The 26,639-nt window shown below is 64.2% G+C and carries 20 protein-coding genes; 7 read left to right on the plus strand and 13 right to left on the minus strand.

The window, feature by feature from the left end:
* Nucleotides 1-5: 5 nt before the first annotated feature.
* The 4 genes from FA85_RS10925 to FA85_RS10940 form a co-directional block, all read right to left on the minus strand.
* Complete coding sequence (locus FA85_RS10925) at nt 6-776, minus strand: DNA/RNA non-specific endonuclease (RefSeq protein WP_036116755.1); 771 nt, start codon at nt 774-776, stop codon at nt 6-8.
* A gap of 128 nt (nt 777-904) precedes the next feature.
* Complete coding sequence (locus FA85_RS10930; RefSeq protein ID WP_036116754.1) at nt 905-1,801, minus strand: LysR family transcriptional regulator; 897 nt, start codon at nt 1,799-1,801, stop codon at nt 905-907.
* Nucleotides 1,802-1,820: 19 nt separating this feature from the next.
* On the minus strand, nt 1,821-2,948 hold the full coding sequence (locus tag FA85_RS10935; protein WP_036116753.1) for a Fic family protein: 1,128 nt from the start codon (nt 2,946-2,948) through the stop codon (nt 1,821-1,823).
* 101 nt (nt 2,949-3,049) lie between these two features.
* The gene (locus FA85_RS10940) at nt 3,050-6,112 is read right to left on the minus strand and encodes a sensor histidine kinase (RefSeq protein WP_036116752.1); all 3,063 of its coding nucleotides are present in this window, start codon (nt 6,110-6,112) and stop codon (nt 3,050-3,052) included.
* A gap of 124 nt (nt 6,113-6,236) precedes the next feature.
* Here FA85_RS10940 and paoA point away from each other — a divergent pair, with 124 nt between their 5' ends.
* Genes paoA through FA85_RS10960 form a run of 4 tightly spaced genes read left to right on the plus strand, consistent with a single transcriptional unit; the run spans nt 6,237 to nt 10,805 of the window.
* Nucleotides 6,237-6,869: an aldehyde dehydrogenase iron-sulfur subunit PaoA gene (gene paoA, locus FA85_RS10945; RefSeq protein WP_197056525.1), complete on the plus strand. Its 633-nt coding sequence runs from the start codon at nt 6,237-6,239 to the stop codon at nt 6,867-6,869.
* Nucleotides 6,866-7,816 carry an FAD binding domain-containing protein gene (locus FA85_RS10950; protein WP_036116749.1) on the plus strand — a complete coding sequence of 317 codons (951 nt, stop codon included), beginning with the start codon at nt 6,866-6,868 and terminating at the stop codon, nt 7,814-7,816. The genes paoA and FA85_RS10950 overlap by 4 nt, the downstream gene beginning before the upstream one ends.
* A gap of 3 nt (nt 7,817-7,819) precedes the next feature.
* Entirely contained in the window at nt 7,820-10,018 is a 2,199-nt protein-coding gene (gene paoC, locus FA85_RS10955; protein ID WP_036116747.1) for an aldehyde oxidoreductase molybdenum-binding subunit PaoC, read from the plus strand.
* Between the two features lie 7 nt (nt 10,019-10,025).
* Complete coding sequence (locus FA85_RS10960) at nt 10,026-10,805, plus strand: YkgJ family cysteine cluster protein (RefSeq protein ID WP_036116745.1); 780 nt, start codon at nt 10,026-10,028, stop codon at nt 10,803-10,805.
* Between the two features lie 13 nt (nt 10,806-10,818).
* Here the strand turns inward: FA85_RS10960 and FA85_RS10965 are convergent, their stop codons facing one another.
* The 5 genes from FA85_RS10965 to FA85_RS10985 form a co-directional block, all read right to left on the minus strand.
* A complete protein-coding gene (locus FA85_RS10965) occupies nt 10,819-12,525 on the minus strand; it encodes a GGDEF domain-containing protein (protein WP_051944113.1) in 1,707 nt (568 codons plus the stop codon).
* 47 nt (nt 12,526-12,572) lie between these two features.
* Nucleotides 12,573-14,402 carry a GGDEF domain-containing protein gene (locus tag FA85_RS10970; RefSeq protein ID WP_051974348.1) on the minus strand — a complete coding sequence of 610 codons (1,830 nt, stop codon included), beginning with the start codon at nt 14,400-14,402 and terminating at the stop codon, nt 12,573-12,575.
* A gap of 12 nt (nt 14,403-14,414) precedes the next feature.
* Entirely contained in the window at nt 14,415-14,777 is a 363-nt protein-coding gene (locus tag FA85_RS20925) for a hypothetical protein (RefSeq protein WP_051944109.1), read from the minus strand.
* A gap of 84 nt (nt 14,778-14,861) precedes the next feature.
* The gene (locus FA85_RS10980; protein WP_051944107.1) at nt 14,862-15,707 is read right to left on the minus strand and encodes an SAM-dependent methyltransferase; all 846 of its coding nucleotides are present in this window, start codon (nt 15,705-15,707) and stop codon (nt 14,862-14,864) included.
* Nucleotides 15,708-15,909: 202 nt separating this feature from the next.
* Complete coding sequence (locus tag FA85_RS10985) at nt 15,910-16,914, minus strand: alpha/beta hydrolase (RefSeq protein WP_036116742.1); 1,005 nt, start codon at nt 16,912-16,914, stop codon at nt 15,910-15,912.
* A gap of 49 nt (nt 16,915-16,963) precedes the next feature.
* Here FA85_RS10985 and FA85_RS10990 point away from each other — a divergent pair, with 49 nt between their 5' ends.
* Nucleotides 16,964-19,336 (plus strand): DNA polymerase II, encoded by a 2,373-nt coding sequence (locus FA85_RS10990; protein WP_036118678.1) that lies wholly within the window; start codon nt 16,964-16,966, stop codon nt 19,334-19,336.
* Between the two features lie 114 nt (nt 19,337-19,450).
* Nucleotides 19,451-20,077 (plus strand): TetR/AcrR family transcriptional regulator, encoded by a 627-nt coding sequence (locus FA85_RS10995; RefSeq protein ID WP_197056526.1) that lies wholly within the window; start codon nt 19,451-19,453, stop codon nt 20,075-20,077.
* 2 nt (nt 20,078-20,079) lie between these two features.
* On the opposite strand, the gene FA85_RS11000 is transcribed toward FA85_RS10995, so the two are convergent.
* Nucleotides 20,080-20,661 (minus strand): TetR/AcrR family transcriptional regulator, encoded by a 582-nt coding sequence (locus FA85_RS11000; RefSeq protein ID WP_036116739.1) that lies wholly within the window; start codon nt 20,659-20,661, stop codon nt 20,080-20,082.
* Nucleotides 20,662-20,769: 108 nt separating this feature from the next.
* On the opposite strand from FA85_RS11000, the gene FA85_RS11005 reads away from it, so the two are divergent.
* On the plus strand, nt 20,770-21,309 hold the full coding sequence (locus FA85_RS11005) for a hypothetical protein (protein WP_197056527.1): 540 nt from the start codon (nt 20,770-20,772) through the stop codon (nt 21,307-21,309).
* 18 nt (nt 21,310-21,327) lie between these two features.
* Here FA85_RS11005 and FA85_RS11010 read toward each other — a convergent pair whose 3' ends face one another.
* From FA85_RS11010 to FA85_RS11020, 3 genes are read right to left on the minus strand one after another with little or no spacing between them, the layout of a single operon-like run.
* A complete protein-coding gene (locus FA85_RS11010; protein ID WP_051944103.1) occupies nt 21,328-23,754 on the minus strand; it encodes a response regulator in 2,427 nt (808 codons plus the stop codon).
* Nucleotides 23,751-24,221: a response regulator gene (locus FA85_RS11015; RefSeq protein ID WP_036116735.1), complete on the minus strand. Its 471-nt coding sequence runs from the start codon at nt 24,219-24,221 to the stop codon at nt 23,751-23,753. The genes FA85_RS11010 and FA85_RS11015 overlap by 4 nt, the downstream gene beginning before the upstream one ends.
* A complete protein-coding gene (locus FA85_RS11020; RefSeq protein ID WP_036116733.1) occupies nt 24,218-26,458 on the minus strand; it encodes an ATP-binding protein in 2,241 nt (746 codons plus the stop codon). Before FA85_RS11020 ends, FA85_RS11015 begins: the two co-directional genes overlap by 4 nt.
* Nucleotides 26,459-26,639 lie beyond the last annotated feature (181 nt).

Below are 26,639 nucleotides of genomic sequence, written 5' to 3' on the forward strand. Positions count from 1 at the left end.
GCGCTTCAGTTGGGCAGAGGCAACGAGATCGCCTTGCTCTTCACCGTGGCGCTCAGCGTCGGGAACGGATCGATACCGGTTTCGTCGATGATCGTGTCGACCGACACGACCGCGCAGACCGGTGTGTCGACGTTGGAGCAGCGCCATACGGCGGCGCCGCCCTCGGCCGGAATGTAAACCGCCTTCCAGGTGTAGTTGGGCACGATCACGGCATCCGCGCCGATCGTATCGGGCGTGGGCCCATCGAAGGCGGGACCCGTGACGACCCAGGCCTCACCGTCTTCCGTCACCAGCGTGCGCAGGCTGGTTTCGATGCGCTCCCACTTGCCCGTGTTGAGCGTGTGGTTCTGCGGCACCATGTTCGCGAGCGAGAAGCTTTGCTTCTGCGCCGCGGCGTTGGGCTCATCGCCTGATGGTGTCATGTGGCCCCGGTCGTAGCCACTGCCCTTGTAGTCGGCCAGTTCGGAGCGATCCTCCTCGGGAATGGCGGTTTCCGCGTGGAACGCGTCCTTTCGCGGCGTGTTCTGCGCATCGGCGATCTGAGCGGCGGTGAGGTGTTCGGCGGACCAGAGCGGCCCCTTGGTGACGCCCGATGCGATCAATGCATAGGCATCGTTGCAGACGACGGTGGTGCGTTCGGCGAGCGACGTGTCGATGAGGTCGGGCGCCTGTTCCCCCTGAAAAAACTGTGGGCAAGCGGTGTCGGAAGCGTGGACCACACCGGCGACGGTGAAGACGACGACGGCGCAGAGTACGCGTGCGAAGCGATCGAGCATGTTGATTCCCCAGGCGATTGGAGATTTCCCCTGTTCGCGAGCGGTGTCATTCTTGCCACGTCAGATGACGTGCGTGGGACACCCGTATGCTGAAAGTGGGATGCGCGTCCCACTTCGGGTAGTCATTCTTAGAATCCGTTCTCGCCGATTGCTTCGCTGAGATAGGTCACGAAAGACGCGATGCGTGCCGAAATCGCGGTATTCCGGTAATACACGGCGTTGATCGGCTGGCGAAACTCGGTACGGTGTTGCGGCAGTACTTCGACCAGCCGGCCCGCGGCGCGATCCGCGTGCGTCATGAAGTCGGAGAGGCAGACGATGCCGTTGCCTTCGATCGCCAGCTGACGAAGGGTCTCACCACTCGCGGCACGGATAGTCGGTTTGATGCGTACGGGTAAGTGCTTCTCGTCGAGCAGCGGCCACTCGTTGAGCGACTCGGGCTCGGTGAAGCCGAGCAATGAGTGCTTCGGTAGATCCGCGGGCGTGCCTGGCTCGCCATGGCGAGCGAGATAGGCCGGACTGGCGAGACAACGTATCTGACTCGTTCCGATCGGTCGCGCGTGCAGGGTGGAGTCCTTCAGGCGACCGATGCGCAAGGCCACGTCGGTGCGTCGCTCGAGCAGGTCGATAAAGCCTTCGCTGCTGAGCAGTTCGAGCTCGACGTCGGGAAACCGCTCGCGATAGCCCGCGATCAGCGGTACCACCACGTGCAACATGAACGGCGTGGCGGCATCGACGCGCAGCCGGCCCGCCGGTCGGCTCTGTCGCGTCGCCATCTGCTCTTCCGCGTTTTCCACGGCGGCGACGATCTCGCGGGCACGTTCGAGAAACGCCTCGCCCTCATCGGTGAGTTCCAGCCGCCGTGTGGTCCGGCGCAACAGCGTGGTCTTCAGCTTCTGCTCCAGCCGTGCGAGCGTGCGGCTCGCCGCGGACACGGTCTGGTCCAGTTGCTGCGCGGCGCTGGTGATCGACCCGGTATCGACGACTGCGATGAAGTTCTGGATTTCGTCGAGGGTGATGTTCATGGCTCTGCTTATACCCGAGTCAGGGGATGGCGTAGCGCGTGCTGCGGCCACCGCCCGGGAGACGGACGAGACAGCCTTTATCGAGCAGCTCGGCGAGATGACGCGTGGCGGTGGCTTTGGAAACCCCGGCGACCGCGCCGTACTGCGACGCGCTGATGCCGTGCGCGAATCCGCGCTCACCGCCATCGAGCAGGCGGTTGAGCACCTTGATCTGCTCCGCTGAGAGATGGTCGGCCCGATGCCGGTTCCAGAAACGGGCCTTCGCCAGCACGCGGTCGATCTGTGCGAGGGCACGCTCCAGGCTGTCCTTCAGCGTGGTCAGAAACCAGAGCAGCCATGGGGTGATGTCCAGCCCGCCCTTCTGGCTCGCTTCGAGGATGTCGTAATAGCCCTGCCTGTCGGCCAGGATGCTCACCGACATGGCATGAAAACGAATCGCCTCATGGCCGGCTTGTGCGAGTGCCAGATCGGTGAGCGCGCGGGTCAGGCGGCCGTTGCCATCGTCAAAAGGATGCAGGGTGACGAACCAGAAATGCGCGAGGCCGGCACGCAGCAGCGGATCCAGCGTGCGGTCCTCGCGGCTGGCATCGAACCAGGCGAGAAAGGCGGTGAGCTGCTCTTCGAGGCCATCGCGGGGCGGCGCCTCGAAGTGAACGATGGGGCGATCGATCCGGCCCGAGACCACCTGCATCGGCTCCTTGCCGCGCAGCTCACCCACATGAATACGCGACGGAAGCATCGAATCGCCCGTCGGAAAGAGCCAGACATGCCAGCGAAGCAAGCGAGCCATATCGAGTGGGGAGTCGTACCCGTGCGTTGCGTCCACCATCAACGAGGCGAGGCCCTCACTACGTGGCGTCGCGCCCCTGGTATCGGTGACCACGCCGAGCCGTCGCGCGAGTGATGAGCGGACCGACGCCGCGTTGAGAGTCTCACCCTCGATGGCGGACGAGGTGATGACGTTGCGGAGCAGGCTGTCGAGTTCTTGAGAGGCTTCGACATCGTCAGCCACCGTGCCTGCAAGTCCGAGCAGTTTGCCCTGCAGCAGATGGCATTCGCGCAGCGGTGTGGACAGCGCCTGTTCGTCCCAGTGGAAGGTGGGCCATCCGGGTTGCTGCCAGATCCAGCAGGGCGAGTACGCTGTCATGAGCCGATTATACGGCCTATTCGGCTCACGAAATGAGCCGAATAGGCCGACTATTCGGCTCATGAGCCTATTATGTCCGGGTAGAACGACGGCGGCGAGGCTCAACTATCGCGATGCCGTCGTGCCCGTCGTGCCCGCCAAGAAGACCGCCATCGCGGCAGGATGCCGGCAGTGCCGTGCAGGTACGCGAACCGTGCAGGCACGGCGAGGCGTATCTCGGTGCCGCGAAGCGGCGCCGTGCGCAGGGTGAATCGGGCACCGATGTGCGCCGCGCGTTCGCGCATCCCGATGACACCGAAGCGCTTGTCCTCGTGCGGTACGACAACGCTTTCCAGAAAGCCCACGCCATCGTCGTGCACCGCGACGCGCAGGACCCGTCGCGAAAACTGCAGCGACACCGCGATGATCCGCGCGTGGCTGTGCTGAATCGCATTACCCAGTGCTTCCCGCACGATGCTGTAGATCTCGTCCTGCACCAGGCCGTTGACGTTGCGGGGCTTGCCTGAGACGTGCACGACGATGGTCTCGTCCATGTCGCGGGCGAGCATGGCCAGACGGTCCGCGAGCTCGCCACCCGACGTGCGTCCCGAACGCAGACCCTGTACGCGATCGCGACCCTCGACCAGCAGATGCTCGGCGCGGTCGATGGCCCGCTCCAGCGCAGCACGCGATGCGTCGTCGTCGGACAGGCGGTCGACCAGCGCCTGGAAGCGAAGGACCAGCCCTTGCGCGCCTTGCAGCAGCGTGTCGTGCAGCTCGCGGGCGATGCGCTCCCGTTCGTTGTGGCGTTCGTTGAGGCGCAGCCGCAGCTGGCTGGTCAGCGCGCCGACACGCCAGCGATGCACCGACCAGATGAAAGCGCCGAGCACGAGCACGCACAGCAGCTTGAACCACACGGATTCGATGAAACGCGGCAGCACTTCGATGTCGACCGTCTCCGCGCGATTCCAGCGCACGCGGTCGTACGAGGCCTCGACGATGAACGTATAGCGTCCCGGTCGTAATTGCCCGTAGGACGCCTCGCGACGCGATCCGGCGTCGTGCCAGCCCGCGTCTTCGCCGTCCAGCCGGTAGCGGAACGTCACGCCATTGGGATAGCCCGGGGCGATGGCGGTATAGGACACATCCAGGTCGCGGTTCCGTTTCATGACGACGACGGCATCGGGATCGAAGCTCTTGCCGCCGGACACGATGCGACGGATGACCGTGGGCGGCGGCGGCCTTGGCGCTGGCTGCCGCGTGGGATCGAGCCAGGCCAGGCCTTGCGCGCCGGCGAACCAGAGGCGGCCGTCACGCGACGCAAGGGCGGTGGGCAGCGGACGCACGAGTTGCGCGGGGCCGCCCAGACCATCTTCCATCGTCAGCGGGTCGACATGCGCGGGACGCTCCGGATGAGCAAGCACCGCCCGCCACTCGCTGCGCGTAAAGTGTGTGACACCGGCCGTACCGTAGATCCAGATGCCGCCGTCCTTGCTCTCGACGATGCCGGTGGCGGAATCCAGCGCGCCCGCCCGGTCGGGCACGACGCGCACGAACCGGTCGCCGTCCAGGAAGGTAAGCGCGTGCTCGGCCGCGACCACCAGATGGCCGTCCACACTGGCGATCGCCGTCACCGGACCCAGTCCAAGGCCCTGGTCGGCGCCGTACCGCGTCAGCTTCGTGCCGTCCAGCAGGGCGACCGACCCGTCCAGGTAACCGAACCACGGTCGCCCCTGGCGGTCCACGTGGATGAGTGCGGGGGCCAGTTCGGGGAACGCGGCGATCTGCGCCGCCGGCACCCAGCCGTCGTCGTCCAGCGCGAAGACACCCATCAGGCGCATGGAGATCCACAGGCGACCGGCGCCGTCCCGCGCGATCGCCTGTACGATGGCATCGCGCGCCGCGGCACCGCGTGGCAGGTCGACGGCCACGGGTCGCCCGTCGCGCATGCGCCACAGCTTGCCGGTGCCACCGAGCCAGACCGTGCCGTCGGTATCGCGAAACGCACTGACCACCGCGCCACCGAAGCCGGACAGCGCCACCGGATCGGGCGTCAGTGCCCAGAGGCGGTCCATGTGCACGCTACGCGCCGATGTCCCCGTAAACACGTGGCCGTCGCCATCCTCGACCAGCGCGAAGTAAGACTCCGTGCTGGGGAACCGCACACGCGCGAGCCAGCTGTCGCGGAAGCGGTCGACGCCCATCTTCGTGCTGACCCAGACGTCCCCGTCGCGATCTTCCATCAGTGTCATCGTCGCCTCGGAGCTGAGGCCCGCCGATTCGCCGAACGTCTGCGGCACCGAGGCGTCGAATCCGTGAATGCCCTCGCGCTGCACGTCCTGCCAGCTGCCACGGCAGAGGTCGGCGGCGCACGCCACGGTCCAGAGGTTGCCGTCGCGGTCGAACGTCACCGTATCGCTGTTCGCGCGCCGCTCCTGGTCGACGGCATGGGGCTTGCCCCAGTCGCCTTCCGCGAGACGTACCTGACCGCCGCCATGGTCGATGACCACGATCCGGCCCTGCGGTCCGCGCAACAACATGCCGCCGCCGTGAGGCGAAAGCTCGATACGTTCGAAGTGCCGTGCATGCGGTGCCAACCGGTAGAAGCCCGCCGGCGCGCCGATCCACAGCCCGCCGCGACCGTCGTCGAACAGCTGCTTAGGCCTGTCGGGCACACCCCAGCTGGCATCGACGTGCTTCCAGCGCACGCCGTCGAAGCGGAACAAGCCGACTTCGGTCACACCCCATATCGCGCCGTCACTCGCCGAACGCATACCGAGCACGACGACGCCGTGCGGCAATCCATCCGCCTGGTCGTATAGCGTGACGGCGCCGTGCCGGAGGCGCGCGACGCCGCCATTGGCGAGTCCGACCCAGAGGTCGCCGCCGGGCGCGGCGAACAGGCTCCACGTCGCGTTGGTCTCGTTGGACATCGGTGGCAGCAACGGCACTTTCTCGAACGAGAAGCCGTCGTAGCGATACAGCCCCGCCGGCGTGCTGAGCCACAGCCAGCCATCCTCGGTCTGCGCCATGGCAGTCGCGCCGGCGGGCGCGCCGTCTTCGCCGCGCAACGCGGTGTGCTGCAGCTGGGCGAGCGTGCGCGTGGCGTCGGTCGCCCTTGCGCTATATGACGCGCTACATAGCGTCAGGCACGCGAGAAGCGCCACCGCTTTCATGAAACCCATACATCGCGTCATTCGAAATTTGTTATCAATCACAGGACATTTTACGCCTTAACATCAGGCGAGTAAGGCAGGCCATCCCGGTCGATCGCATCGACACTGACAGAGGCCCACCCAAGTGGACACAGTGAACGCACCAAAGCTTTCCCGCCGCACCTTCCTCAAGTTGGGTGCGGCCACCGCCAGCGCAACCGCCGTACCTCCCCTCGTCGCCAGGGCCGCGACGCCGGCACCGCCCCGGCAGCCGGTCACGGCAACACTGTCGATGCACGTCAACGGCAAGCCGCAATCGCTGACGCTGGATACGCGCACCACTCTGCTCGACGCCTTGCGCGAGCATCTGCACCTCACCGGTACCAAGAAGGGCTGCGACCATGGTCAGTGCGGCGCATGCACGGTCATCGTGGACGGACGCCGCATCAACAGCTGCCTGACCCTGGCGGTGATGCACGAGGGCGCAAAGGTCACGACCATCGAAGGCCTCGGCACGCCGCAAAAGCTTCACCCGATGCAGGCCGCCTTCGTGAAACACGACGGCTACCAGTGCGGCTACTGCACGCCCGGACAGATCTGCAGCGCCGTCGCCGTACTCGACGAAATTCACGATGACATTCCCAGTCACGTGAGCGGCAGCCTCACCACACGGGCCACGGTCAGTGCGACCGAAATTCGCGAACGCATGAGCGGCAATATCTGCCGTTGCGGCGCGTACTCGAACATCGTGGAAGCGATCACCGAAGTCGCGGGGAGCAAGGCATGAAGCCCTTCACGTACGAGCGTGCCACCAGTCCCGCCTCCGCCGCTGCCGCCGCGGCTCGCCAGCGGAATACGAAATTCATCGCCGGCGGCACCAACCTGCTCGACCTGATGAAGCTCGAGATCGAGCAGCCCGAGCATCTCATCGACGTCAACGGTCTCGATCTGGATACGATCGCGGCGACCGAAGAAGGTGGACTGCGCATCGGTGCACTGGTACGCAATACGGATCTTGCCGCCGATACACGCGTGCGGCGTGACTATGGTCTGCTGACGCGCGCACTCGTCGCGGGTGCGTCGGGCCAGCTGCGTAACAAGGCTACGACGGCCGGCAATCTGCTGCAGCGGACGCGTTGCCCGTATTTCTACGACACCAATCAGGCATGCAACAAGCGCCTGCCGGGCAGCGGTTGTGCCGCCATCGGTGGCTTCAGCCGGTCGCATGGCATCGTCGGTGTCAGCACCTCCTGCATAGCGACCCATCCGAGCGACATGGCGGTCGCCATGCGGGCGCTCGATGCCACCGTCGAAACCGTTCAGCCGGACGGCAAGACACGACGTATCCCCATCGCGGACTTTCATACGCTGCCCGGTGCGACACCGCACATCGAGAACGTGCTGGCGCCCGGCGAGCTGATCACCGCGGTGACACTGCCAAAGCCGCCAGGCGGCACGCATATCTATCACAAGGTACGCGATCGCGCGTCGTACGCATTCGCGCTGATTTCCGTCGCCGCCGTGGTGCAGAAGGATGGCAGCGGCCGTGTGGCGCTGGGCGGTGTGGCGCACAAGCCATGGCGCGTGGAGGCGGCCGAGGCGGCGATGCCGCAGGGCGCGAAGGCGGTCACTGCAACGCTGCTTGCCGGCGCGCAACCGACCGGGGAGAACGCGTTCAAGATTCCGCTGGTGGAGCGCACACTAAGCGCGGTACTGGCCGAGGCGAGGGGCTGAGCCATGAAATTCGATAAACCCGCCACGACCAATCCGATCGATCGCATGAAGGTCGTCGGCCAGCCGCATGACCGGATCGACGGACCGTTGAAAACGACCGGCACGGCACCCTACGCCTACGAGCAGCATGCCGCCACGCCGGACCACGCCTACGGTTACATCGTGCCCGCCGCGATCGCCCACGGCCGCATCGTCAACATCGACACCAGCGTCGCGCGACGGGCGCCAGGCGTGCTCGCCATCGTCACCGCGGCCGACGCGGGAAAACTTGGCAAGGGCAAATACAACACGGCCACCTTGCTGGGTGGCCCGGAGATCCAGCACTACCACCAGGCGATCGCCGTCGTGGTCGCGGAGACCTTCGAACAGGCGCGCGCCGCCGCGTCGCTAGTGCATGTCGATTACGCGCGCACGCCGGGACAGTTCGATCTGGCCGCGATGAAAGACGGTGCCATCAAACCGGACGATCCCGACGCCGACACCTCGCGGGGCGATTTCGACGGGGCGTTCGCCGCGTCGCCGGTCAAGCTCGATGCGACCTATCGCACGCCCGACCATGCGCACGCGATGATGGAGCCCCATGCCTCCATCGCGAAGTGGGAGGGCGATAAGCTCACCCTGTGGACATCGAACCAGATGATCAACTGGGGTAAGGGCGATGTCGCGCTTACGCTCGGCATCCCCAAGGAAAACGTGCGTCTGATCTCTCCGTACATTGGCGGTGGCTTCGGCGGCAAGCTGTTCGTCCGTTCCGACGCCCTGCTCGCCGCGCTGGGCGCGCGAGCGGCCCGGCGTGCCGTCGCGGTCACCCTGCCGCGTCCGGTCATGTTCAACAACACCACGCATCGCCCCGCCACGATCCAGCGTATTCGCATCGGCACGGACACGGCGGGGAAGATCCAGGCCATCGCCCATGAAGGCTGGTCGGGCGATCTGCCCGGTGGTGGCCCCGAAACGGCCGTCCAGCAGACGCGCCTGCTCTACGCGGGTGCCAACCGCATGACGGCGACACGTCTCGCCGTGCTCGACCTCCCCGAGGGTAACGCCATGCGCGCGCCGGGCGAGGCGTCCGGCCTGATGGCGCTCGAGATCGCCATGGACGAGATGGCCGAGAAGCTGAAGATGGATCCGGTCGAATTCCGCATCCTCAACGATACCCAGGTCGACCCCGAGCATCCGGAGCGCCCGTTCTCCCAGCGGCAGCTGGTCAAGTGCCTGCGCGACGGTGCCCAACGGTTCGGCTGGAGCAAACGGAGCCAGACCCCGGGCAGCGTACGTGACGGCCGCTGGATCGTGGGCATGGGCGTCGCCGCCGCCATCCGCAACAATCTGGTGATGAAGTCCGGCGCACGCGTTCGTCTGGGGAAGGACGGCCGGGCCACCGTCGAAACCGACATGACTGACATCGGCACGGGCTCGTACACGATCATCGCGGCGACCGCGGCCGAGATGCTCGGGCTGCCTCTGGACGCCGTGAACGTCACGCTTGGTGACTCGTCCTTGCCCGTATCGTCCGGTTCCGGCGGACAGTGGGGCGCGAACAGCTCGACGGCCGGCGTCTATGCGGCCTGCGTCAAGCTGCGCGAAGCCATCGCGGCAAAGCTGGGTCTCGATCCCGCCACCGCTGTGTTCGAGAACGGCCACGTCGCCGCCGGCGGCCGCACGCTGCCGCTGGCACAGGCCACGCGCGACGGCGAACTGGTCGCGGAAGACACCATGGAATACGGCGACCTCGCCAAGAAGTACCAGCAGTCGACCTTCGGCTCGCACTTCGTCGAGGTGGGTGTCGACGCCGCGACGGGTGAGATCCGTGTGCGGCGCATGCTCGCCGTCTGCGCGGCGGGGCGCATCCTTAACCCCAAATCCGCGCGCAGCCAGGTGATCGGTGCGATGACCATGGGCGTGGGCGCGGCGTTGATGGAAGAGCTGGTCGTCGACAAGCGCCTGGGTTTCTTCGTCAACCACGATCTGGCGGGCTACGAGGTTCCGGTGCATGCCGATATCCCGCACCAGGAAGTCGTCTTCCTCGACGAGGCCGATCCGATCTCGTCACCGATGAAGGCCAAGGGCGTGGGCGAGCTGGGTCTGTGCGGTGTCGCAGCGGCGATCGCCAACGCCGTTCACAACGCCACCGGCGTACGCACTCGCGAATACCCCGTCACGCTGGATAAACTCCTCGACAGTCTCCCTGCGATGTCCTGATCGAGCGATGGTCCGGTTCGACTGCACGATGTGTGGCCGCTGCTGCCACGGCCTCCGCCTGCCACTGAGCCTGGCGGAGGCCGTCGGCTGGCTGCGCGACGGTCACGAGGTGCAGCTCTTCTGCGAAGCCATTCCCTGGCCGTCGGAACCGTCCGACGACAACCTTCCGGCCATGCACAAACGGCGACGTTCGTTCGAGGCGATTAGCGGCTCCCTGCCGATCCGGGTCATCGTGACGCTGATGGCGTCGTTCGACGGGCCGTGCCCCAACTTGCTGCCGGACAAGCGCTGCGGTATCTACGACCGCCGGCCGGCGACGTGCCGTATCTATCCCGCCGAGGTGAATCCGTTCATCGCGCTGGATCCTCGAGCCAAGCTCTGCCCACCGGAGGCCTGGGAAGGCGAGACGCCGATCATCGCGGACGACGGGCGCTGGGCCAATGCGGACCTTGCGTCGACGATCGTGTGTTCGCGCGATGCGGATGCCTACGATGCGGCACTCAAGCCGCAGCTGTGCGCGATGCTCGGCTGCGCGACGGCAGCCTTGTCCAATGAGGGCATGGTGATTCATTCGCCGTCGCGCGAGGCGCTGCTCGCTGCGCTCAACGCGACGCTCGGTGCCGATGGCGATCGCTTTCCGGGCGACGACACGTCATGGCAGCTGGTGACGAACCGGCTGCCCACCCATGATGCGCTGGCCGAGATCGGCGCATCGCACGCGTCGCCCGCCGGCATGGCGGTCGCCGGACTCGACTATCTCGGATACTTCGCCACGGACCTCGTCTGATGGCGCCGCACGTTCAGGGCGACCCGTCGTCTGGCTCGGGATCGCCGTCGACGACGACACGGTTTCTGCCCTCGCCCTTGGCACGATAGAGCGCGGTGTCCGCCGCGCGGCAGAGGCGCTGCACGTCGTAACCGATGGTATCGGTGCAGGCGACGCCGATGCTCGCGGCCAGCGTGACCGAACCTTCCGCGGTTGGCATAGGGTTGCCATGGATGGAGGATCGCATGCGCTCGGCCACGGCTCGGCCCTGTTCGCGTGACGTGGCCGGAAGCACCATACCGAACTCCTCACCGCCCAGTCGCCCGAACAGGTCGACCGGCCGAAGCTGCGCCTTGCACACCTCGACGGAGTGCTTCAGGGCCGCGTCGCCCACGGTGTGGCCGTAGGTATCGTTGACGACCTTGAAGTGATCGAGGTCGAGCGTGACGTAACAGGCGGTCGCCTGTCGCCGCTTCAGCTTACCGAGCATGCGCTCCATCTCGCCGATGAAGTGCTGCTGGATGAAAATTCCTGTCAGGCCATCATGGGCGGAGAGACGTTTGAACCGAAGCTGCGACCGTCTCAGCCTGACCATCCAGAGCCCGAGCGCCAACAGCGCAATGACCATCAGGGCGATATGCAGCCGGCTCATCTCCAGCGCCTTTTCGTCCAGCTCGCCCTGCAGCCGCAGGATGTCGTTTTCCTCGATCAGTTGCGCCGCCTGCATGCGCTGTGCGAGCACGCGCTGGCGTGCCGCCTGATAGGCCATCGCCCGTGCGTTGACATCGTGGCGAAAGCTCTGTTCCTGCCTGACGTATTGCTCGTGGTACCGGAGTGCCGCAGCGGCATTTCCGGACGCCTTCTCCACTTCGTAGAGCACCTGGTACGCATCCCTGAGCCACTCGTTGAAGTCGCCAGGGTGACTCATGGTGACGGCTTGCAGTGCCCAGCTTCGCGCTTCCGCGAGGTTACCCATCTGCTGGTACGCCTGACCACGATGCTTGGTCATCGCCACGAGCGCGGGAAAGTAACCGCTCGCCCGAATGGACGGTTCGATCCGGTCGAGCACCGCCATTGCCTTCGTCGGCGCGCGCTCGGCGATGTACATGTCGACAAGGATGAGGGATGCCGCGTTTCCGATCACAGGCTCGCCATTCGCCGTACAGCTGGCGATGGCTTCCGCGAGTTCGGGACTCGTCGACGTCAGTCGTTTGAGGCCCTCCAGCGCGGCGGTCTTCATGTACAGGGCCGGGCAGGGCGATTCGCCGGGCGGTGTCGCCGGTACCATCATCTCGGCGTATTTAAGCGCGAGGTCCTGCTGTCCGGCGAAATTGAGCGTCTGCGAAAGGTGCGACAGCAGGGTGAAGCGTGCCTGCGGATCCGTGACGCGAGGGAGCATGTCGGTCGCACGATTCGCCTCGACATAGGCATCGGCATAACGCGCCTGAAGCGCGAGATTGTCCATCAGCAACGCCGTCGACTTGGCGACAAGCGCGGCATCACCCGAGTGCGCGATGATCTCGCGGAAATCGGCTTCGGAGGCCGGATAGTGCCCCTCGAACATGCTTTCCCAGGCATCGTTGTAGCGCAGTCGCCACGTCTGCTTCGGGTCCATCTGCGGAAGATCGTGGTGGAGCTTCTCCAGCAGCGTCACGAAGCGGGCGTGATCCTTCAGCCGAAGCTTCTCCGCCTGCGTCATGCGCGTGTCGATGTCACCTGGTGAGGCGGCGGCCACAGCCATGCCGGAACAGGCCAACAGAACTATCAGCGCAAAGCACAAACGACCGGTCATGCGGTGCCGCGGCGAGCAGGCAGTCCGAAGGGAAGAGGAAGCGGAAGGGTAGCCGTGTCGCCCGTATCGCCGTTGATTACGACGCGATTGCGGCCGGCGCGCTTCGCCTCGTAAAGCGCCGCGTCGGCGGCACGGCACAGCGGGGACAACTCATAGCCGAGTGTCTCGGTGCTGGCCAGACCCATGCTGGCGGAAAACGGAACGACGAGGTCATCCACGATCAGCGGCGACGCCTCGAACGCTGCGCGCAGCTGCTCTGCGATCACCATGCCCTGCAGGCAGGGCGCATCCACCAGCAGGATGCCGAACTCTTCGCCACCGAGACGACCGAATATGTCGGCGCGACGGAGATGTGCCTTCGTGATCGCTACAGCGTGTTTGAGCACCGCATCGCCCACGGCATGGCCGTGCGTGTCGTTTACTTGCTTGAAATGATCGAGGTCGAAGGAGACCAAGCATCCGTGACCACGGCGCCTTTCCAGGATGCGAAGCGAACGTTCGGCCTCGGTCATGAAGTGCTGGTGGTGGAAGATGCCGGTAAGGCCATCGCAGGCGGACAGCCATTTGAAACGCAGCTGAGAGCGTTTGATGCGGACCATCCAGAAGACGATCGACAGCAAGGCCAGCACCAGCATCACGATGTAGAGGCGGCTGGTTTCTACGGCTTTGCCGTCCAGGGCTTGCTGCAGGCGGAGAATGCGGTTTTCCTTGCTGAGGCCCTCGGTTTCGAGCTTCTCGGCCAGGAAGTGCTGGCGCGCAGCTTCATAGGCTACATTTCTGACATTGGCGTCACGAAGGTAGCCTTGGTCCTGGATGACGTAGTGTTCGTAGTAGTTCAGCGCTGCCGCATACCGGCCCTGACGCTTCTCTGTTGTGTAGAGCACTCGATACGCGAAGCGAAGAGCCTCGTTGATATCACCTGGATGACTCATTGCGACGGCGTCGAGTGCCGCCTTCTTTGCCTCGTTGGTCTTGCCAAGCTGTTCGAAGATCTGCGCCCGTTGACTTGCCAGGCTGAGAATGTGCTGGTAATAGCGTGTCGTCTGAATGACAGGGGTAATACGTTCTATCGTTGCCATTGCATCTTCGAGTTTGTGCTCGTCGAGCAACCGGTCCACGAGTATCAGTGCCATGGTGTCGGCAAACACCGGCTCATGGTCTGTCGTGCACACGTCGATGGTCTTCAACAGCTGCGGGCTGCGGGAGGTGAGGGAGCGCGCCCCTTCCAGCGCCGTTACTTGCTGGACCATGGCTTGACAAGGCGACTGACCGGCTGGCGTGGCAGCCAACATCATATCGGCATATTTCAGACCTAGCTCGGGTTGTCCAGCGAAAGTCAGCATCTGTGCCAGATTGGCCAGCAGGATGAATCGAGCCAACGGGTCGGTGACGGTGGGCAAAGTGTCGGCGGCGCGAGTCGCGACAGCATAGGCCTCAGCGTATTTGCCTTGCTCGCTGAGGTTGTTCATCAGCATGGCGGTAGCGCGCGTCACCAGGGCATCGTCGTCGGCATGCGCAATCACATCCCGGATATTAGACTCCGCCTCCGGGTATATGCCCTCGAAGTTTAGCTCCCAGCCGTCGAGATAACGGAGATACCATTTCTCGCGGGCCGATAGATTGGCCGACGTTTGATGTACCTCAGCAAGTGCTTCTACGAAGCGAGGATGATCCGAAAGGCGGATGGCATCGATTTGTGCGAGGCGGCTTTTACCTGCTTCGTCTGAGGGTGCGCTGCCCGCGTGAGCGGGGTTGACCGACGCACACAGCATGAGTCCTGCCAACACCGGCCAGAACCGCATGATGCGCGGGCAGCGAAATTCCATACTGCCGTACTCTCAGGTTGGAGACGTGTCGTCGGAATCGTCGGTAGACTTGTCGTCCTTGTCGTCCTTGTCGTCCTTGTCGTCCTTGTCGTCCTTGTCGTCCTGATCCGGATGGTGACGGCGATCGTCGTCGTCGCCCTCGTGACCGCTGGTCTGGCTTTGGTGTTCGACGTGCATTTGCACGATGCCCAGCTCTTCGGTGAGCGCTTTGCTATCACCACTGGCGACGAGGTCACGTAGGCCGGCAGAGGCATTCGCCTCTTCGAGTGCCTTGGCCAGTTCTTCTGGCGATGCGTGCCTGAGGCGTGCGTCCCGGCCAATCGCCTCCAATAGTTCAACAGTGTCGCGCATGTTTTCCCCCTGATAGTTGGTCACACTTTTCCTCGACCAGTTGTACCGGTGAGGTGATCCTCGCCGTCCGTACGCATTAGCGGCAGGACCGGCGATTTCTTGACGCGCTTACGCAGGAACCGACACCTCCGCCCCGGTGCCGTGGATCGCGTCGAGCGCGTCAAGCCTGGCCCGCATGACGACATTCGGTTTGAGGGCCTCCGCCGGGGGCAACACAAGTGTCTCCTGACCTGTGAACTGGGCATTGACGAAGTCTTTCAACGGCATTCGTTGAATATGCGCGCTCTCAATGGGAAGCGTGGGCGCACGATAGACGATCACCTCATGGTCTTCGGCGTAATCGTCCCGCAGGCGTTCTACAAGGAGCTCTCTGTACGCGTCCGGTGTACGGAAGCGACCCAGCGATCGGTCACCGACGACACCGAGCTGCCAAAGAATCACATGGCTCGTCGTGTCGAGGTTGCGTTCAAAGAACAGAAGCTGGCTTGCTTCAAGATGTTGGCAGCCCACTCGACCTGGATCGATCCCCAGATCGGCATACAGACAATCTTCCGCGGAAATGCCTGCCTCCATGTGCGCCTTATATCCTTCGGCTCGCGCGAGTTCGACCACCTTATGAGTCGACCACGCGAAGATGCCGGGATGGCCATAGAAGACGGCACAGACGCTCTTGCCCGCGCGGACTTCCGCGATCATCAGCTGCACCCATTCCCGGTAAGTCCGCATGCGCGACTTGCCCGGCTTGTAGTAGGGCTGAAGGCTCCTGACGTCCGGGTTCAGGCGCTTTAACCAGAGCTCGACCACATGGTCGGACAACGCTGCAAACACCACATCCGCCTGCTCGATATGACTCCGCGACAGCGGCGTCAGATGCGAGCCCAGCGTGATACCCATGCCGACGCAGGCGATGCTGCCGCGGCGTTTCTCGTTCTGTGTCGTTAGGGATGTGTTCATCCCGTGATAGTAGGCGAAATTTCGGCAGGAGACGTGACACGAAATTGCGCGATTTGGGACGTTCCGCTGCCGACCGTTCCTTCGATTTGCTGAATCTGGTTCCGAGTCGATCCTGGTTGTGTCCTAGGAATCTCACCGGTCTGAAACGAAGTCCATTTTGAATCATTCACTTAGTTGAGTGCGACTTGCGATGGCCACCAACCTACGACGCCAGATCGCCCTCCTGGGATGGAGCCCAGCGGTCGCCCACAAACCGCGCAACCTCCCCAGCCAGCTCCCGGTCCTCCGGCGCCCCCATGAATCCCCCATGGGGCATAGCCTCGAACACATGCAACTCCACAGGCACGTTGGCACGGCGCAACAGTCGATGCATACGCACCGCGTTCGACAGGAACAGATCGCGCGTCCCGCTCTGCAGAAATACCGGAGGGAATCCCTGGCCGAAATCACCGAACAGTGGCGACAGGTAAGGATGAGTCAGGTCGGCGCCGCCGGCATACAGCAGGTTGTTCGGCATCAGCGACCCGGTCAGCATCACGTCGACAAGGCGATTGACCTCGAAGCTGTCACCCGACTCGGTGAGATCCAGCTCGGGCGACAGGAGTACGACGCCAGCCGGCAGCGGCAATCCTTCGTCTCGCGCCCGGAGCACGGTGGCGGCGGCGAGGTTGCCGCCCGTCGAGCGTCCGCCGATAACGATGTTGTGGGGCGCGTATTGCTCCAGTACATGGCGATAGATCGCCATGCAGTCGTCCAGCGCGGCAGGACAGGGATGCTCCGGAGGCATGCGGTAGTCCACTCCGTAGCAGCGCACACGGTGCAAGACGGCCTGCATCTGCGCGCCGACGCGGCACGCCTCTCCGCCACCGAATACCAGGGCGCCGCCGTGCAGGTCGATATAGGCACGCTCGGCGGAAGCCATGTCTTCCGGTGTGGCCACATGTACGGTGGCATCGCCGACGGTACGGGTCTCTACGCTGGCCTTGAGCGTGCCGGCGAGACCTTTCATGCCCGCCGCATATTGCCGGTCGGCGGCCGCCTTGACCTGCATCCAGGCGTCGCGATCCTCAGGCGCTGGCATCACGTGCAGCGAATTCACCGGCACGCCCTGTGCGTCGACCAGCCGCCGCAGCGCGGCCTGGGCCTCTTCGCTGATGGACCGGGGGAAAGGCACCACCCGCTCGGGGATTTTTACGCCGTCGGTCATGCACCGACTCCGTTTCCGAAACCGCAAATGCTACCGCTACACTATTCCGGTGACCACGCCCCTCCAGAACGGCTACATCCTCACCCGCAACTGGCGTGACACCAAGGACGGCAGCGAGGTCGAACTGTGGGTCGCCACCGAGGCCGGTGCGCGTCGCATCGTCATCACCGGGCAGCGAAGCGTCGCCTTCGCGGCAGCTTCGGCGCGCGATGCTATCGAGGCGGTCGTGCGCAACGATGCATCGGTGGAACTGACGCCCTTCCCGCTGAAAACCTTCGGCCAGGATCCCGTACTCGGCGTCTACGTCCGAGGCTACCGGACGATGCTCGCGCTGGAAAAGCAGCTCGCCGAGCGCGGTATCGCGCTGCACGAAGCGGATATCCGTCCGGACGATCGCTACCTGATGGAGCGCTTCATCACCGCGGCGGTGACGATCGAGGCGGAAGACGGCGAGGCGGCGACGCTCGTCAATCCGCGTCTTCGCCCCGGCGACACATACCGTCCCACGTTGAAATGGGTGTCGCTGGATATCGAGACCAGCGCCGAAGGCGAGGTCTACTCCATCGCGCTGGAAGGCTGCGGCCAGCGGCAGGTCTACATGCTCGGCCGTCCGCAGGACGGCGATGCCGCGCCCGATGATTTCGACCTGGTGTATGTCGATGACCGGTCGCAGCTCATCACCGCACTGAACAACTGGTTCCGACACTACGACCCCGACGTCATCATCGGATGGAACCTGATCCAGTTCGACCTGCGCCTGCTGCAGACATGTGCGGACCGCTCCGGACTCGTACTGACGCTCGGCAGGGGTGGCACCCCGATCGACTGGCGTGACCATCGCAGGCGCGACAACTACGTCTTCGCATCCATTCCCGGACGTGTTCCCATCGATGGCATCGAAGCCTTGCGGTCGGGTTCGTGGAGCTTTGCCTCATTCAGCCTGGAAGCCGTGTCGCAGGAACTGCTCGGCGAGGGCAAGGACATCGACGATCCGTACAGTCGCATGGCGGAGATCGAGCGCCGGTTCCATGAGGACAAGGTGGCACTGGCCCGCTACAACCTGCACGACTGCGAACTCGTCACGCGCATTTTTGAAAAGACCCGCCTGATGGACTTCCTTCTCGAGCGCGCCAACGTCACCGGCCTGCAGGTGGATCGTTCGGGTGGCTCGATCGCCGCCTTCACCTATCTGTACCTGCCGCGCATGCACCGCGAGGGTTATGTCGCGCCGCGGATGGGCAGGCCCACCGGTGAGTCCTATCCGGGTGGCTTCGTGATGGACAGCCGTCCCGGCATCTACGACTCGATCCTGGTGCTGGACTATAAAAGTCTCTACCCGTCGATCATCCGGACGTTTCTGGTCGATCCCATCGGCCTCGTCGAGGGCATGTTGACGACCGACCCGACGGCCTCGATTCCCGGTCCGCTCGACACCCGCTTCTCGCGGACGACGCATTGTCTGCCGGGCCTGATCGCCCAGTTATGGACGGGTCGGGACAAGGCGAAGCGGGATGGCAACACGCCGTTGTCGCAGGCATTCAAACTGCTGATGAATGCGTTCACCGGCGTGCTGGGTTCGCCGGACGCACGCTTCTTCGATCCCCGGTTGATATCGGCGATCACGCTGCGTGGTCACGAAATCATGCGGCAGACGCGCGCATGGGTTGAAGCCGAAGGTTACGAGGCGATCTATGGTGACACCGATTCCATCTTCATCTGGCTGGGGCGCCGATACGGTGAAGCAGACGCACAAGCCATCGCCGATGGGCTGGTGTCACGCATCAATGCCGCGTGGGCCGCGAAGCTGAAAGCGGAGTTCGACATCGACTCGTTCCTCGAGATCGAGTTCGACACGCACTACCAGCGGTTTTTCATGCCGACCATCCGCAATAGCGAGATGGGGAGCAAGAAACGGTACGCCGGGCTGGTCGTCGATGATGACGGCAAGGAGGAGCTCGTCTTCCGCGGTCTCGAAACCGTACGCAGCGACTGGACCCCGCTGGCGAAGCGTTTTCAGCAGGATCTGTTCCGCAGGATCTTCCGCGGCGAGCCGTACGACGATTTCATCAAGTCCTACGTTCGCGACATGCGGGAAGGACGTCTGGACGGTCAGCTCGTCTACCGCAAGCGTCTTCGCGGAAAACTCGATTCGTACGACCGCACCACGCCCCCGCAGGTTCGTGCGGCGCGCATGGCCGACGAGCACAATGCGCGGACAGGTCGGCAGCAGCAGTACCAGAACGGTGGCTGGATCCGTTACGTCATGACGCTCAACGGTCCCGAGCCGGTAGAATTGAGGCGCTCTTCCATCGACTACGAGCACTACCTCGAGCATCAGCTGAGGCCGATCGCCGACGCGATCCTTCCGCAGGTAGGTGGCCGGTTCGACGTGCTGGTGTCGCAGCAGAGCGAGTTGTTTTAGCCGCCGGCCGCGCCGCTCGCCGGAAGGCGCGCTGAAAGGTTTCGTAACATTATGTACTTAGTACATATTTTGTGATATCCATATCCTATGTCTACGTCCAATGATTCCGCGACCATGGACCTCCGCGCTCGCCGACGGCTCGTCATCCGGAACACCATTTCCCGCGTTGCCAACCGCCTTTTTCTCGAGCGGGGCTTCGACCACGTGACGGTGGAAGAGATCGCCGCCGGTGCCGAAGTCGGCCGCATGACGGTGTTCAATCACTTCCCGCGCAAGGAGGACATGTTTTTCGATCACGACGAACAGGCCCGTGAACTCCTTCGCACCATTCTCCGCGAGCGCGCTCCTGGCGTCAGCCCGGGCGAGGCGTTGCGGAGGCTCGCTCATCACCTGGTCGCCGAAGGCAGTCCGTATATCCGTTTTACGCCCGGCGGCCAGCGTTCGGTGGAGACGATCGAAGCCAGCGAGACCCTGAAGGCACGCGTGCGCGCCCTGCGCGACGAGGTCGCCCAGCTCATCGCGGTGGTCATGGCCGAGGGGGCCGGACGGGAGGCGGACGACGCCGACGCGCACCTGGCGGCGGATATGCTGCTGGCGACGTGGTCCGTCGCACTCGTCCAGTCACACCGCCGGTATCGTCGCGATCAGGATGCGGCGAGGGCGGCAGCCACCTTTCTCGCGCTGATCGATCAGGGCACGCTCGGTGTCAAGGCGGCCATGGCGGGAACGCCGTTCGGGTAGAGCTATCGCCCCGCCTCGGGCAACAGCAGCTTTCTGAGACCGTTGTCGACGATATCCGCGAACACCTTCGGCTCGCCGTACGCGCGGGCCGTGAGCATCGCTCCGTATACGAGCGACATGAACGACTCGGCCTCCAGGCGAGCCGATCCCTGGAGCGTGAAGCGTCCCATCTGCGCGCCGCGGGTCAACAGCGTCTCGAGCCAGTTCGACAGGTCGCGGAAGTGCGCGCGTACGGCGTCGGCGAGATCGCCCGGCAGCGTCGGCAGCTCGGTGGCGAGCATGCCCGCCACGCAGAAGGGCGCCGATGCATCGGCGATGCACTTCTCCCAGTAACCGGTGTACATCGCCAGTTGTTCTTCCGGATCGAACGCCCCGGCGGCGAGCGACCGGGTCTGCTCGGCGATGATGCCGCGCGACCGCTCGACCACGGCTTTCGCCAGATCGGACTTGGACGGGAAATGGTGGTGGATGCTGGCCTTCTTCACCTGCACCTGTTCGGCCACGTCCGCGTAGCTGAAGCCGTTGTAGCCCCGCATCTGGATCAGCTGGCGCGCGGAATCGACGAGTTTCTGCTGCGTAGTCATCGGCTAAGTCTACCAGCTGGTAGGTAGCGCGCGCTGGTTTAGGCATGGCACATTGACGGTCAGCCATCCTACTAGTAGGGTGGCGACTCTCCCGCCATGGACTTCCCCGTGAATACGCTTCGCAATTTTTACTATCTCCGCGCCATCGTGGCTTTTGCCTGGGTCGCCATCGTTTTTGCCGCCGCCAAGGCGCCCCCCCTGGTCGCCGGCACTCTGCTGGTCATCTACCCGGCGTGGGACGCGATCGCGAATGTCATCGACGCGCGGCGCAGCGGCGGTCTCGCAGCCAATCCGGGCCAGCGGTTCAACGCGCTGACCAGCATCATCACGGCGGTCGCCATGGCCGTCGCCTTTACGTTGCGCGGCAACGAGGGTGGCGTGCTGGTCTTCGGTATGTGGGCACTGCTCGCCGGCCTGTTCCAGCTGGCCGTGGGCATCCGTCGCCGCAAGCTGGGCGGCCAGGCCTTCATGATGATCAGCGGCGCCCAGTCGGCACTCGCGGGCGTGCACTTCGTGTTCAAGGCCTTCGACAACGCGCCGTCCGTGGCGCAGATCGCTCCGTACGCCGCCTTCGGCGGTTTTTACTTCCTGCTGTCGGCGCTGTGGCTGACCTTCAGGAAATCGCCACGGTCGGTCACCGTCGCATAAGGTGCAGGCGCGCGCTCGTCAGCGCGCGTCCCTCTGCTGGGATCGCCGTGAATCCTTTTCCTGCGCACCGTCGACAGCGAGACCTACCGCATGCGCCAGATCGGAACGCGTGAACGGTTTGGCGAGAATACCCGCGTCCCTGACCGTGTCTTCGTTCGCGGCGAGGTTTCGCGGGTAGCCCGACATGAAGAGCACCTTCAGTCCGCTCTTGATGCGCCGGGCCCGCTGCGCCAGTTCCCATCCCGACATGCCGGGCATCACCACGTCGGAGAGCAGCAGGTCCACGGTGACGTCGGGGCGTTCGAGAAGCCTGATGGCCGACTCGCCATCGTGAGCTTCCAGCACGCGATACCCGAGATCCCGCAGTACCTCGACGACATAGGCACGGACATCGTCGTTGTCCTCGGACACCAGGATGGTCGCCTCCCGCTTCTCGTTTTCACCGCTGCCGATGCCGCCATCGTGCGCCACCGGCAGCGCGCTCATGGAGCGCGGGAAAATCAGGGTGACGACGGTGCCGACACCGACTGTCGACTCGAGGAGCACCTGCCCGCCCGACTGCTGGACGAAGCCGTACACCATCGACAAGCCCAGCCCCGTCCCCTTGCCGACTTCCTTGGTCGTGAAGAACGGCTCGAACACGCGGGCCATGGTCTCGGCGGACATGCCTTCGCCCGTGTCCTTGACGCGCAACATGACGTATTGACCCGGATCGAGACCGGGAAGACGGGCCGTATCGCCTTCGCCCAGGTGCGCGTTGCCAAGCTCGATGGTGAGCGCGCCGCCCGACGGCATCGCATCCCTCGCGTTGACCGCGAGATTCAGCAGTGACGCCTCGAACTGGGCCGGGTCGAGTTCCACGGACCACACCTCCGGCGCAACGATCTTCAGCTGGACGAGTTCGCCGAGCGCACGCCGCAGCATGTCGCCCATGCCGAGTACCTGGGCCCGGCAGTCGACGGGCTGAGCGATCAGCGGTTGCCTGCGAGCGAAGGCCAGCAGCCTCTGTGTGAGGCTTGCCGCGTTGGATACCCCCTTCAGCGCATTATCGAGCGCCCGCCCGGACTTCTCCGCCGAGTCCGGACGGTCGAGAAGCATCTTCACGACTTCGATGTTGCCCGTGATGATCGTCAGGATGTTGTTGAAGTCGTGAGCAATGCCACCGGTGAGCTGGCCGATGGCCTCGATCTTCTGAGCCTGCTGCAGTGCGCGCTCGGCCTCGCGGCGCGCGGTGGTTTCCACAGCCTCGGCCACCATGGCGGTAATCGCGCCCGCGGGGTCGCGTAGTGGACGGAAGGAGAACTCGAAACTGCGCAAGCCGGTCGCCAGTTGCAGCTCGAACTCCTGACGCGACGATCTACCGTCCGCGGCGCCGGCAATGGCCGTCTCCACGACGCTCGCCGATCCGGGTGTCGACGCGAACCAGGCGGACTCGCTCAGCCGCTGGCCGCGCACTTCGCGCTTTTCCAGCAGTACCGCGGCGAGCGAGGCGACATTCGCATCGATGATCGTGCCGTCGGGCGCAAGCAGGATCTGCAGCTGAAAGCTGGACTCGAAGATGGCCTCCAGCCGGCTCTCACTGCCCTGCAAGGCCACGGAGTGATCGATCACCTGGCGCTCGAGCGAGCCGTTGGTTTCCTTGAGCGCGAGCTCGGCACGCTTGAGCTCACTGATATCGCGCGCGAGCATGTAATAGCCGGCAATCGTGCCGTCGGATGCGATTTCGGCCACGCAGTCGATCTGTGCGTGCCGGGCGGCTTCACCAGCATGTCCGGGCAGCTCGATCTCGAAGGTGGTGCGTTCGCCTGCGATAGCGCGTACGAGGAACGGCTCGGCGCCGGCGAACCAGTCTCTTCCGAAGACGTCGCCGGCATGCATGCCGACCAGCCGGTCAGGCGCGAGGCCTACCCAGTGCCTGTGCGCGTCATTGGCGAACAGATAGCGATGTCCGGCATCGAGGTGTCCGATCAGGGCGGGCAGCGCATCCGCGATCGACTGCAGGCGTTCCTGGCTCAGTCGCAGATTTTCCTCTGCGAGGCGAAGCTTGTTCAGCTCTTCGTTTTCGCGAAGACCGCGCAGGATGGCATCGGGCAATCGCTGGAGCCGTTGCTTCACCACGTAGTCGCGGGCGCCGCGTTTCAGTGCCTGGACCGCGAGTTCCTCGGTCAGGGTGCCGGACACAAAGATGAAGGGCAGCTCGGGCGCGTGTTCGCGCGCCAGCACGAGCGCGCTGTCTCCATCGAAGCCGGGCAACAGGTGATCCGAGAGGATGACATCGAAACGACGTTCGAACAGCGCCGCAAGGAACGTGTCGCGCGTCCACACCCTGTGGATGGCGACGCTGAGCCTGGCAAGGTGCAGCTGGGCCGTGATCAGTTCCGCATCGAGCGCGCTGTCTTCCAGCAGCAGGATACGTATCGGCGTGCCGGGTACCGCTTCGATCATGCGTCGCGGCTCGAGGGGAGAATGGGACGGATGGGCGGCGGCGGCTGGTTGGTGATGCCCCAGAACATGCCGAGTCCCTGAATGGCCTCGAAGAATTCCTTGAAGTCCACCGGCTTTACGACGAAAGCGTTTACGCCCAGCTTGTAGCTGGCCACCAGGTCCTGTTCCTCGCGGGACGAGGTAAGCATCACGATCGGCGTGCTGCTCAGCTTGGGATCGCGACGCACCTCCTCAAGGACTTCCAGGCCGGTGAGCTTGGGCAGCTTCAGATCGAGAAGAACGACGACGGGACCGCCGTGGGTGGCGTCCACATACTTGCCTTCGCTGCGGAGGTATTCGAGCGCTTCGACACCGTCGCGCACATGAGTGACTTCGTTGAGCAGCTGGCAGCGGGACAAGGCGGCCAGGGTGAGCTCCGCGTCCTTGGGGCTGTCTTCAACGAGAAGAATGGGTCTGAGATCCCTCACGAATGGCCTCTTACTGAATCGGGAATGGAAAAATAAATGGTCGCTCCCTGGCCGAGTACGCTCTCCGCCCAGGTCCTGCCTCCATGACGGCTGACGATCCGACGCACATGCGCCAGACCGATGCCTGTTCCTTCGTATTCTTCTACGTGATGCAGGCGCTGAAAGACGCCGAAAAGTTTGTCGACGTAGCGCATGTCGAAGCCGCAACCATTGTCGCGCACGAAAAAGATCGACTCCTCGTCGCCACGCTCGTGGCCCACTTCGATGGCTGGCTCGGGACTGTCCCGAGTGAACTTCAGGGCATTGGAGATGAGGTTCTGCCATACCAGTCGCAGCATGGCCGGGTCGGCCTTGACCGATGGCAACGGCGCGATGGTCCATCGGATGTTGCGGCCGAGCGCCTCCATCTCAAGACGTTCCCTGACGTCCTCGACCAGAGTGCCCATGTTGATCGTCATGGTGCCCATGGTCGAACGGCCCAGCTGCGAGAAGCTCAGCAGATCGTCAACCAGCCGGCCCGCCGATTTGGCCGAATCCACGATGGTGTCGAGGAAGCGTCGCTCCGTGTCGTCCAGCCGGTCGTTCGCGGCCGAGGCCAGCAACTCCGAGTAGCCGACGATATGACGGAAGGGTGCCCGCAGATCGTGGCTCACCGAATACGAGAAGGCTTCCAGCTCTTTGTTGCTGCGTGTGAGCTTCTCGTTGAGGAGCGCCATTTCCTCGGCTTTGCGCAGCACGATGTCGACGATGGCGACGCGCAGATCCATGGCCGCGTCGCGATCGACATCGGTCCACGGCAGCGAACGAAGTCGCACCGTCTCTTTCCATGCTTCAAACGACAGTCGCGGCGAAATCTTCTCGCCAGAAATGACTTTGCGTGGCTCGCCGCCCCAGCGTACCGTCCGGATGACCTCCGGCCGGAACCAGATCAGATAACTGTCGTGCAACTGCGAGATGGTAATCGCCAGCACGCCGCTGGCGCGCTCGGCATACGCTTCGGCCGCCGGCCATTCGGTCGGCAGACGGTCCGTGCTGAAGACATCGTCGTTGCCCCGGCGTTCGGTGAGCCAGGGAATCAGCGCGCGCACTTCGTCGTCGGTGGGGCATTCGCCGATGAGGATGCATTCATCGTTCTGCACGATGGCGGCGCCGGACGCGCCGGTCACGGCGAGGAAGCTCTTCTGGTCGCGCTTGAGCGCAAGAATGAAGTCCTGTTCACCCGACATGCGACCCAGCAGGTGCATCTGTGAGGCGCGGCGCATGGCGCGCTCCTCGACGTTGCCGACGCGTTCCTTCTCCGCGATCTGCAGCGAGAGGATCTGCCCGATCAGCTCGCATGCGGTACGGACATGGTACGGAACACGCTTCGTCGCCTCGTTGTGGCAGGAGATCAGACCCCACAGGTGGCTGTCATGCAGCAGGGATATCGACATGGAAGCGCCCGTGCCCATGTTGCGCATGTATTCCAGGTGCATGGGAGACACGCTGCGAAGCACGCACGGGCTGAGGTCCGTGGGCGGCGCGGCCCGGTACTGTGGCGCGCGAACGAGCGGGGTGCTCCGGTAGTTATTGTCCGCGATCAGGCGGACGCGGTTGCGCCGGTAAAGCTCCCGGGCCTGTGCCGGAATATCCGATTCCGGGAAGCGCAGGTCCATATAGGACGGCAGTACGTCGTTGCGGTCCTCGGCGATAACCGATCCGTTCCATTCCTCGTCGAAGCGGTAAACGAGCGTGCGATCGAAATGCGTCAGCTGGCGCACGTATTGCGCACCCAGTTCGCAAAGCTTACCGACGCTGGAGGCCTGCTCGATCTCACTCATGAAACGGCGGATAACGGGATACAGCGCCTCGAGCGAGCCGGACTCACCCGGCAGTGACTGCTCGAGTTCGACGATCAGCAGATTGGCATCGGTGCGATGCGCGAGAGCGTGATGCTGGCCATGGCTGCCCAGGGCCACCATGCCCAGATAGCTCGACGTACCGACGTCCAGTGCGGTGATCGACTCCGACCACCCGGACAGGTGGCCGCCCAGCACGCTGTCCAGCGCCGCGCCCAGCGGATCGCCGAACGCCTCCACGATGCGGGCGTCAGCGACGGCACACTCACTGACCGTGAGCGTTTCGGGGTCGATGACCAGCACGACACCGTACGGCTGCACGGCGCCCGGGGTGCGAATCGGTTCGTCAGCACAGTTGGACAAGTCCAGCGCCGGTGCGGTCGCGATTTGCGATTGCATAAAAACTCCAGCCACCGATCGTCTTCACGCCCCGCGCGTGGAGAACACCGACCACGCGGCACCCGCCGCGATGGCCTTAATCAGCTGATGCAGCGTCAACGGCTAAGCGCTTTATGTTGCCCGAAAGAGTCCGGCATTCCCACATCAAACGCGCCACTTTGACATGGGTGAAAACTATGTG

The sequence above is a fragment of the Luteibacter mycovicinus genome, assembly GCF_000745235.1.
Lineage (GTDB): Bacteria > Pseudomonadota > Gammaproteobacteria > Xanthomonadales > Rhodanobacteraceae > Luteibacter > Luteibacter mycovicinus.

Bases quoted from the DNA above. Each gene is read 5' to 3' on its own strand.
- FA85_RS10925 (WP_036116755.1), bottom strand. From the start codon at position 776: ATGCTCGATCGCTTCGCACGCGTACTCTGCGCCGTCGTCGTCTTCACC.
- FA85_RS10930 (WP_036116754.1), bottom strand. From the start codon at position 1,801: ATGAACATCACCCTCGACGAAATCCAGAACTTCATCGCAGTCGTCGAT.
- FA85_RS10935 (WP_036116753.1), bottom strand. From the start codon at position 2,948: ATGACAGCGTACTCGCCCTGCTGGATCTGGCAGCAACCCGGATGGCCC.
- FA85_RS10940 (WP_036116752.1), bottom strand. From the start codon at position 6,112: ATGGGTTTCATGAAAGCGGTGGCGCTTCTCGCGTGCCTGACGCTATGT.
- FA85_RS10950 (WP_036116749.1), top strand. From the start codon at position 6,866: ATGAAGCCCTTCACGTACGAGCGTGCCACCAGTCCCGCCTCCGCCGCT.
- paoC (WP_036116747.1), top strand. From the start codon at position 7,820: ATGAAATTCGATAAACCCGCCACGACCAATCCGATCGATCGCATGAAG.
- FA85_RS10960 (WP_036116745.1), top strand. From the start codon at position 10,026: ATGGTCCGGTTCGACTGCACGATGTGTGGCCGCTGCTGCCACGGCCTC.
- FA85_RS10965 (WP_051944113.1), bottom strand. From the start codon at position 12,525: ATGGCTGTGGCCGCCGCCTCACCAGGTGACATCGACACGCGCATGACG.
- FA85_RS10970 (WP_051974348.1), bottom strand. From the start codon at position 14,402: ATGGAATTTCGCTGCCCGCGCATCATGCGGTTCTGGCCGGTGTTGGCA.
- FA85_RS10980 (WP_051944107.1), bottom strand. From the start codon at position 15,707: ATGAACACATCCCTAACGACACAGAACGAGAAACGCCGCGGCAGCATC.
- FA85_RS10985 (WP_036116742.1), bottom strand. From the start codon at position 16,914: ATGACCGACGGCGTAAAAATCCCCGAGCGGGTGGTGCCTTTCCCCCGG.
- FA85_RS10995 (WP_197056526.1), top strand. From the start codon at position 19,451: ATGGACCTCCGCGCTCGCCGACGGCTCGTCATCCGGAACACCATTTCC.
- FA85_RS11000 (WP_036116739.1), bottom strand. From the start codon at position 20,661: ATGACTACGCAGCAGAAACTCGTCGATTCCGCGCGCCAGCTGATCCAG.
- FA85_RS11010 (WP_051944103.1), bottom strand. From the start codon at position 23,754: ATGATCGAAGCGGTACCCGGCACGCCGATACGTATCCTGCTGCTGGAA.
- FA85_RS11020 (WP_036116733.1), bottom strand. From the start codon at position 26,458: ATGCAATCGCAAATCGCGACCGCACCGGCGCTGGACTTGTCCAACTGT.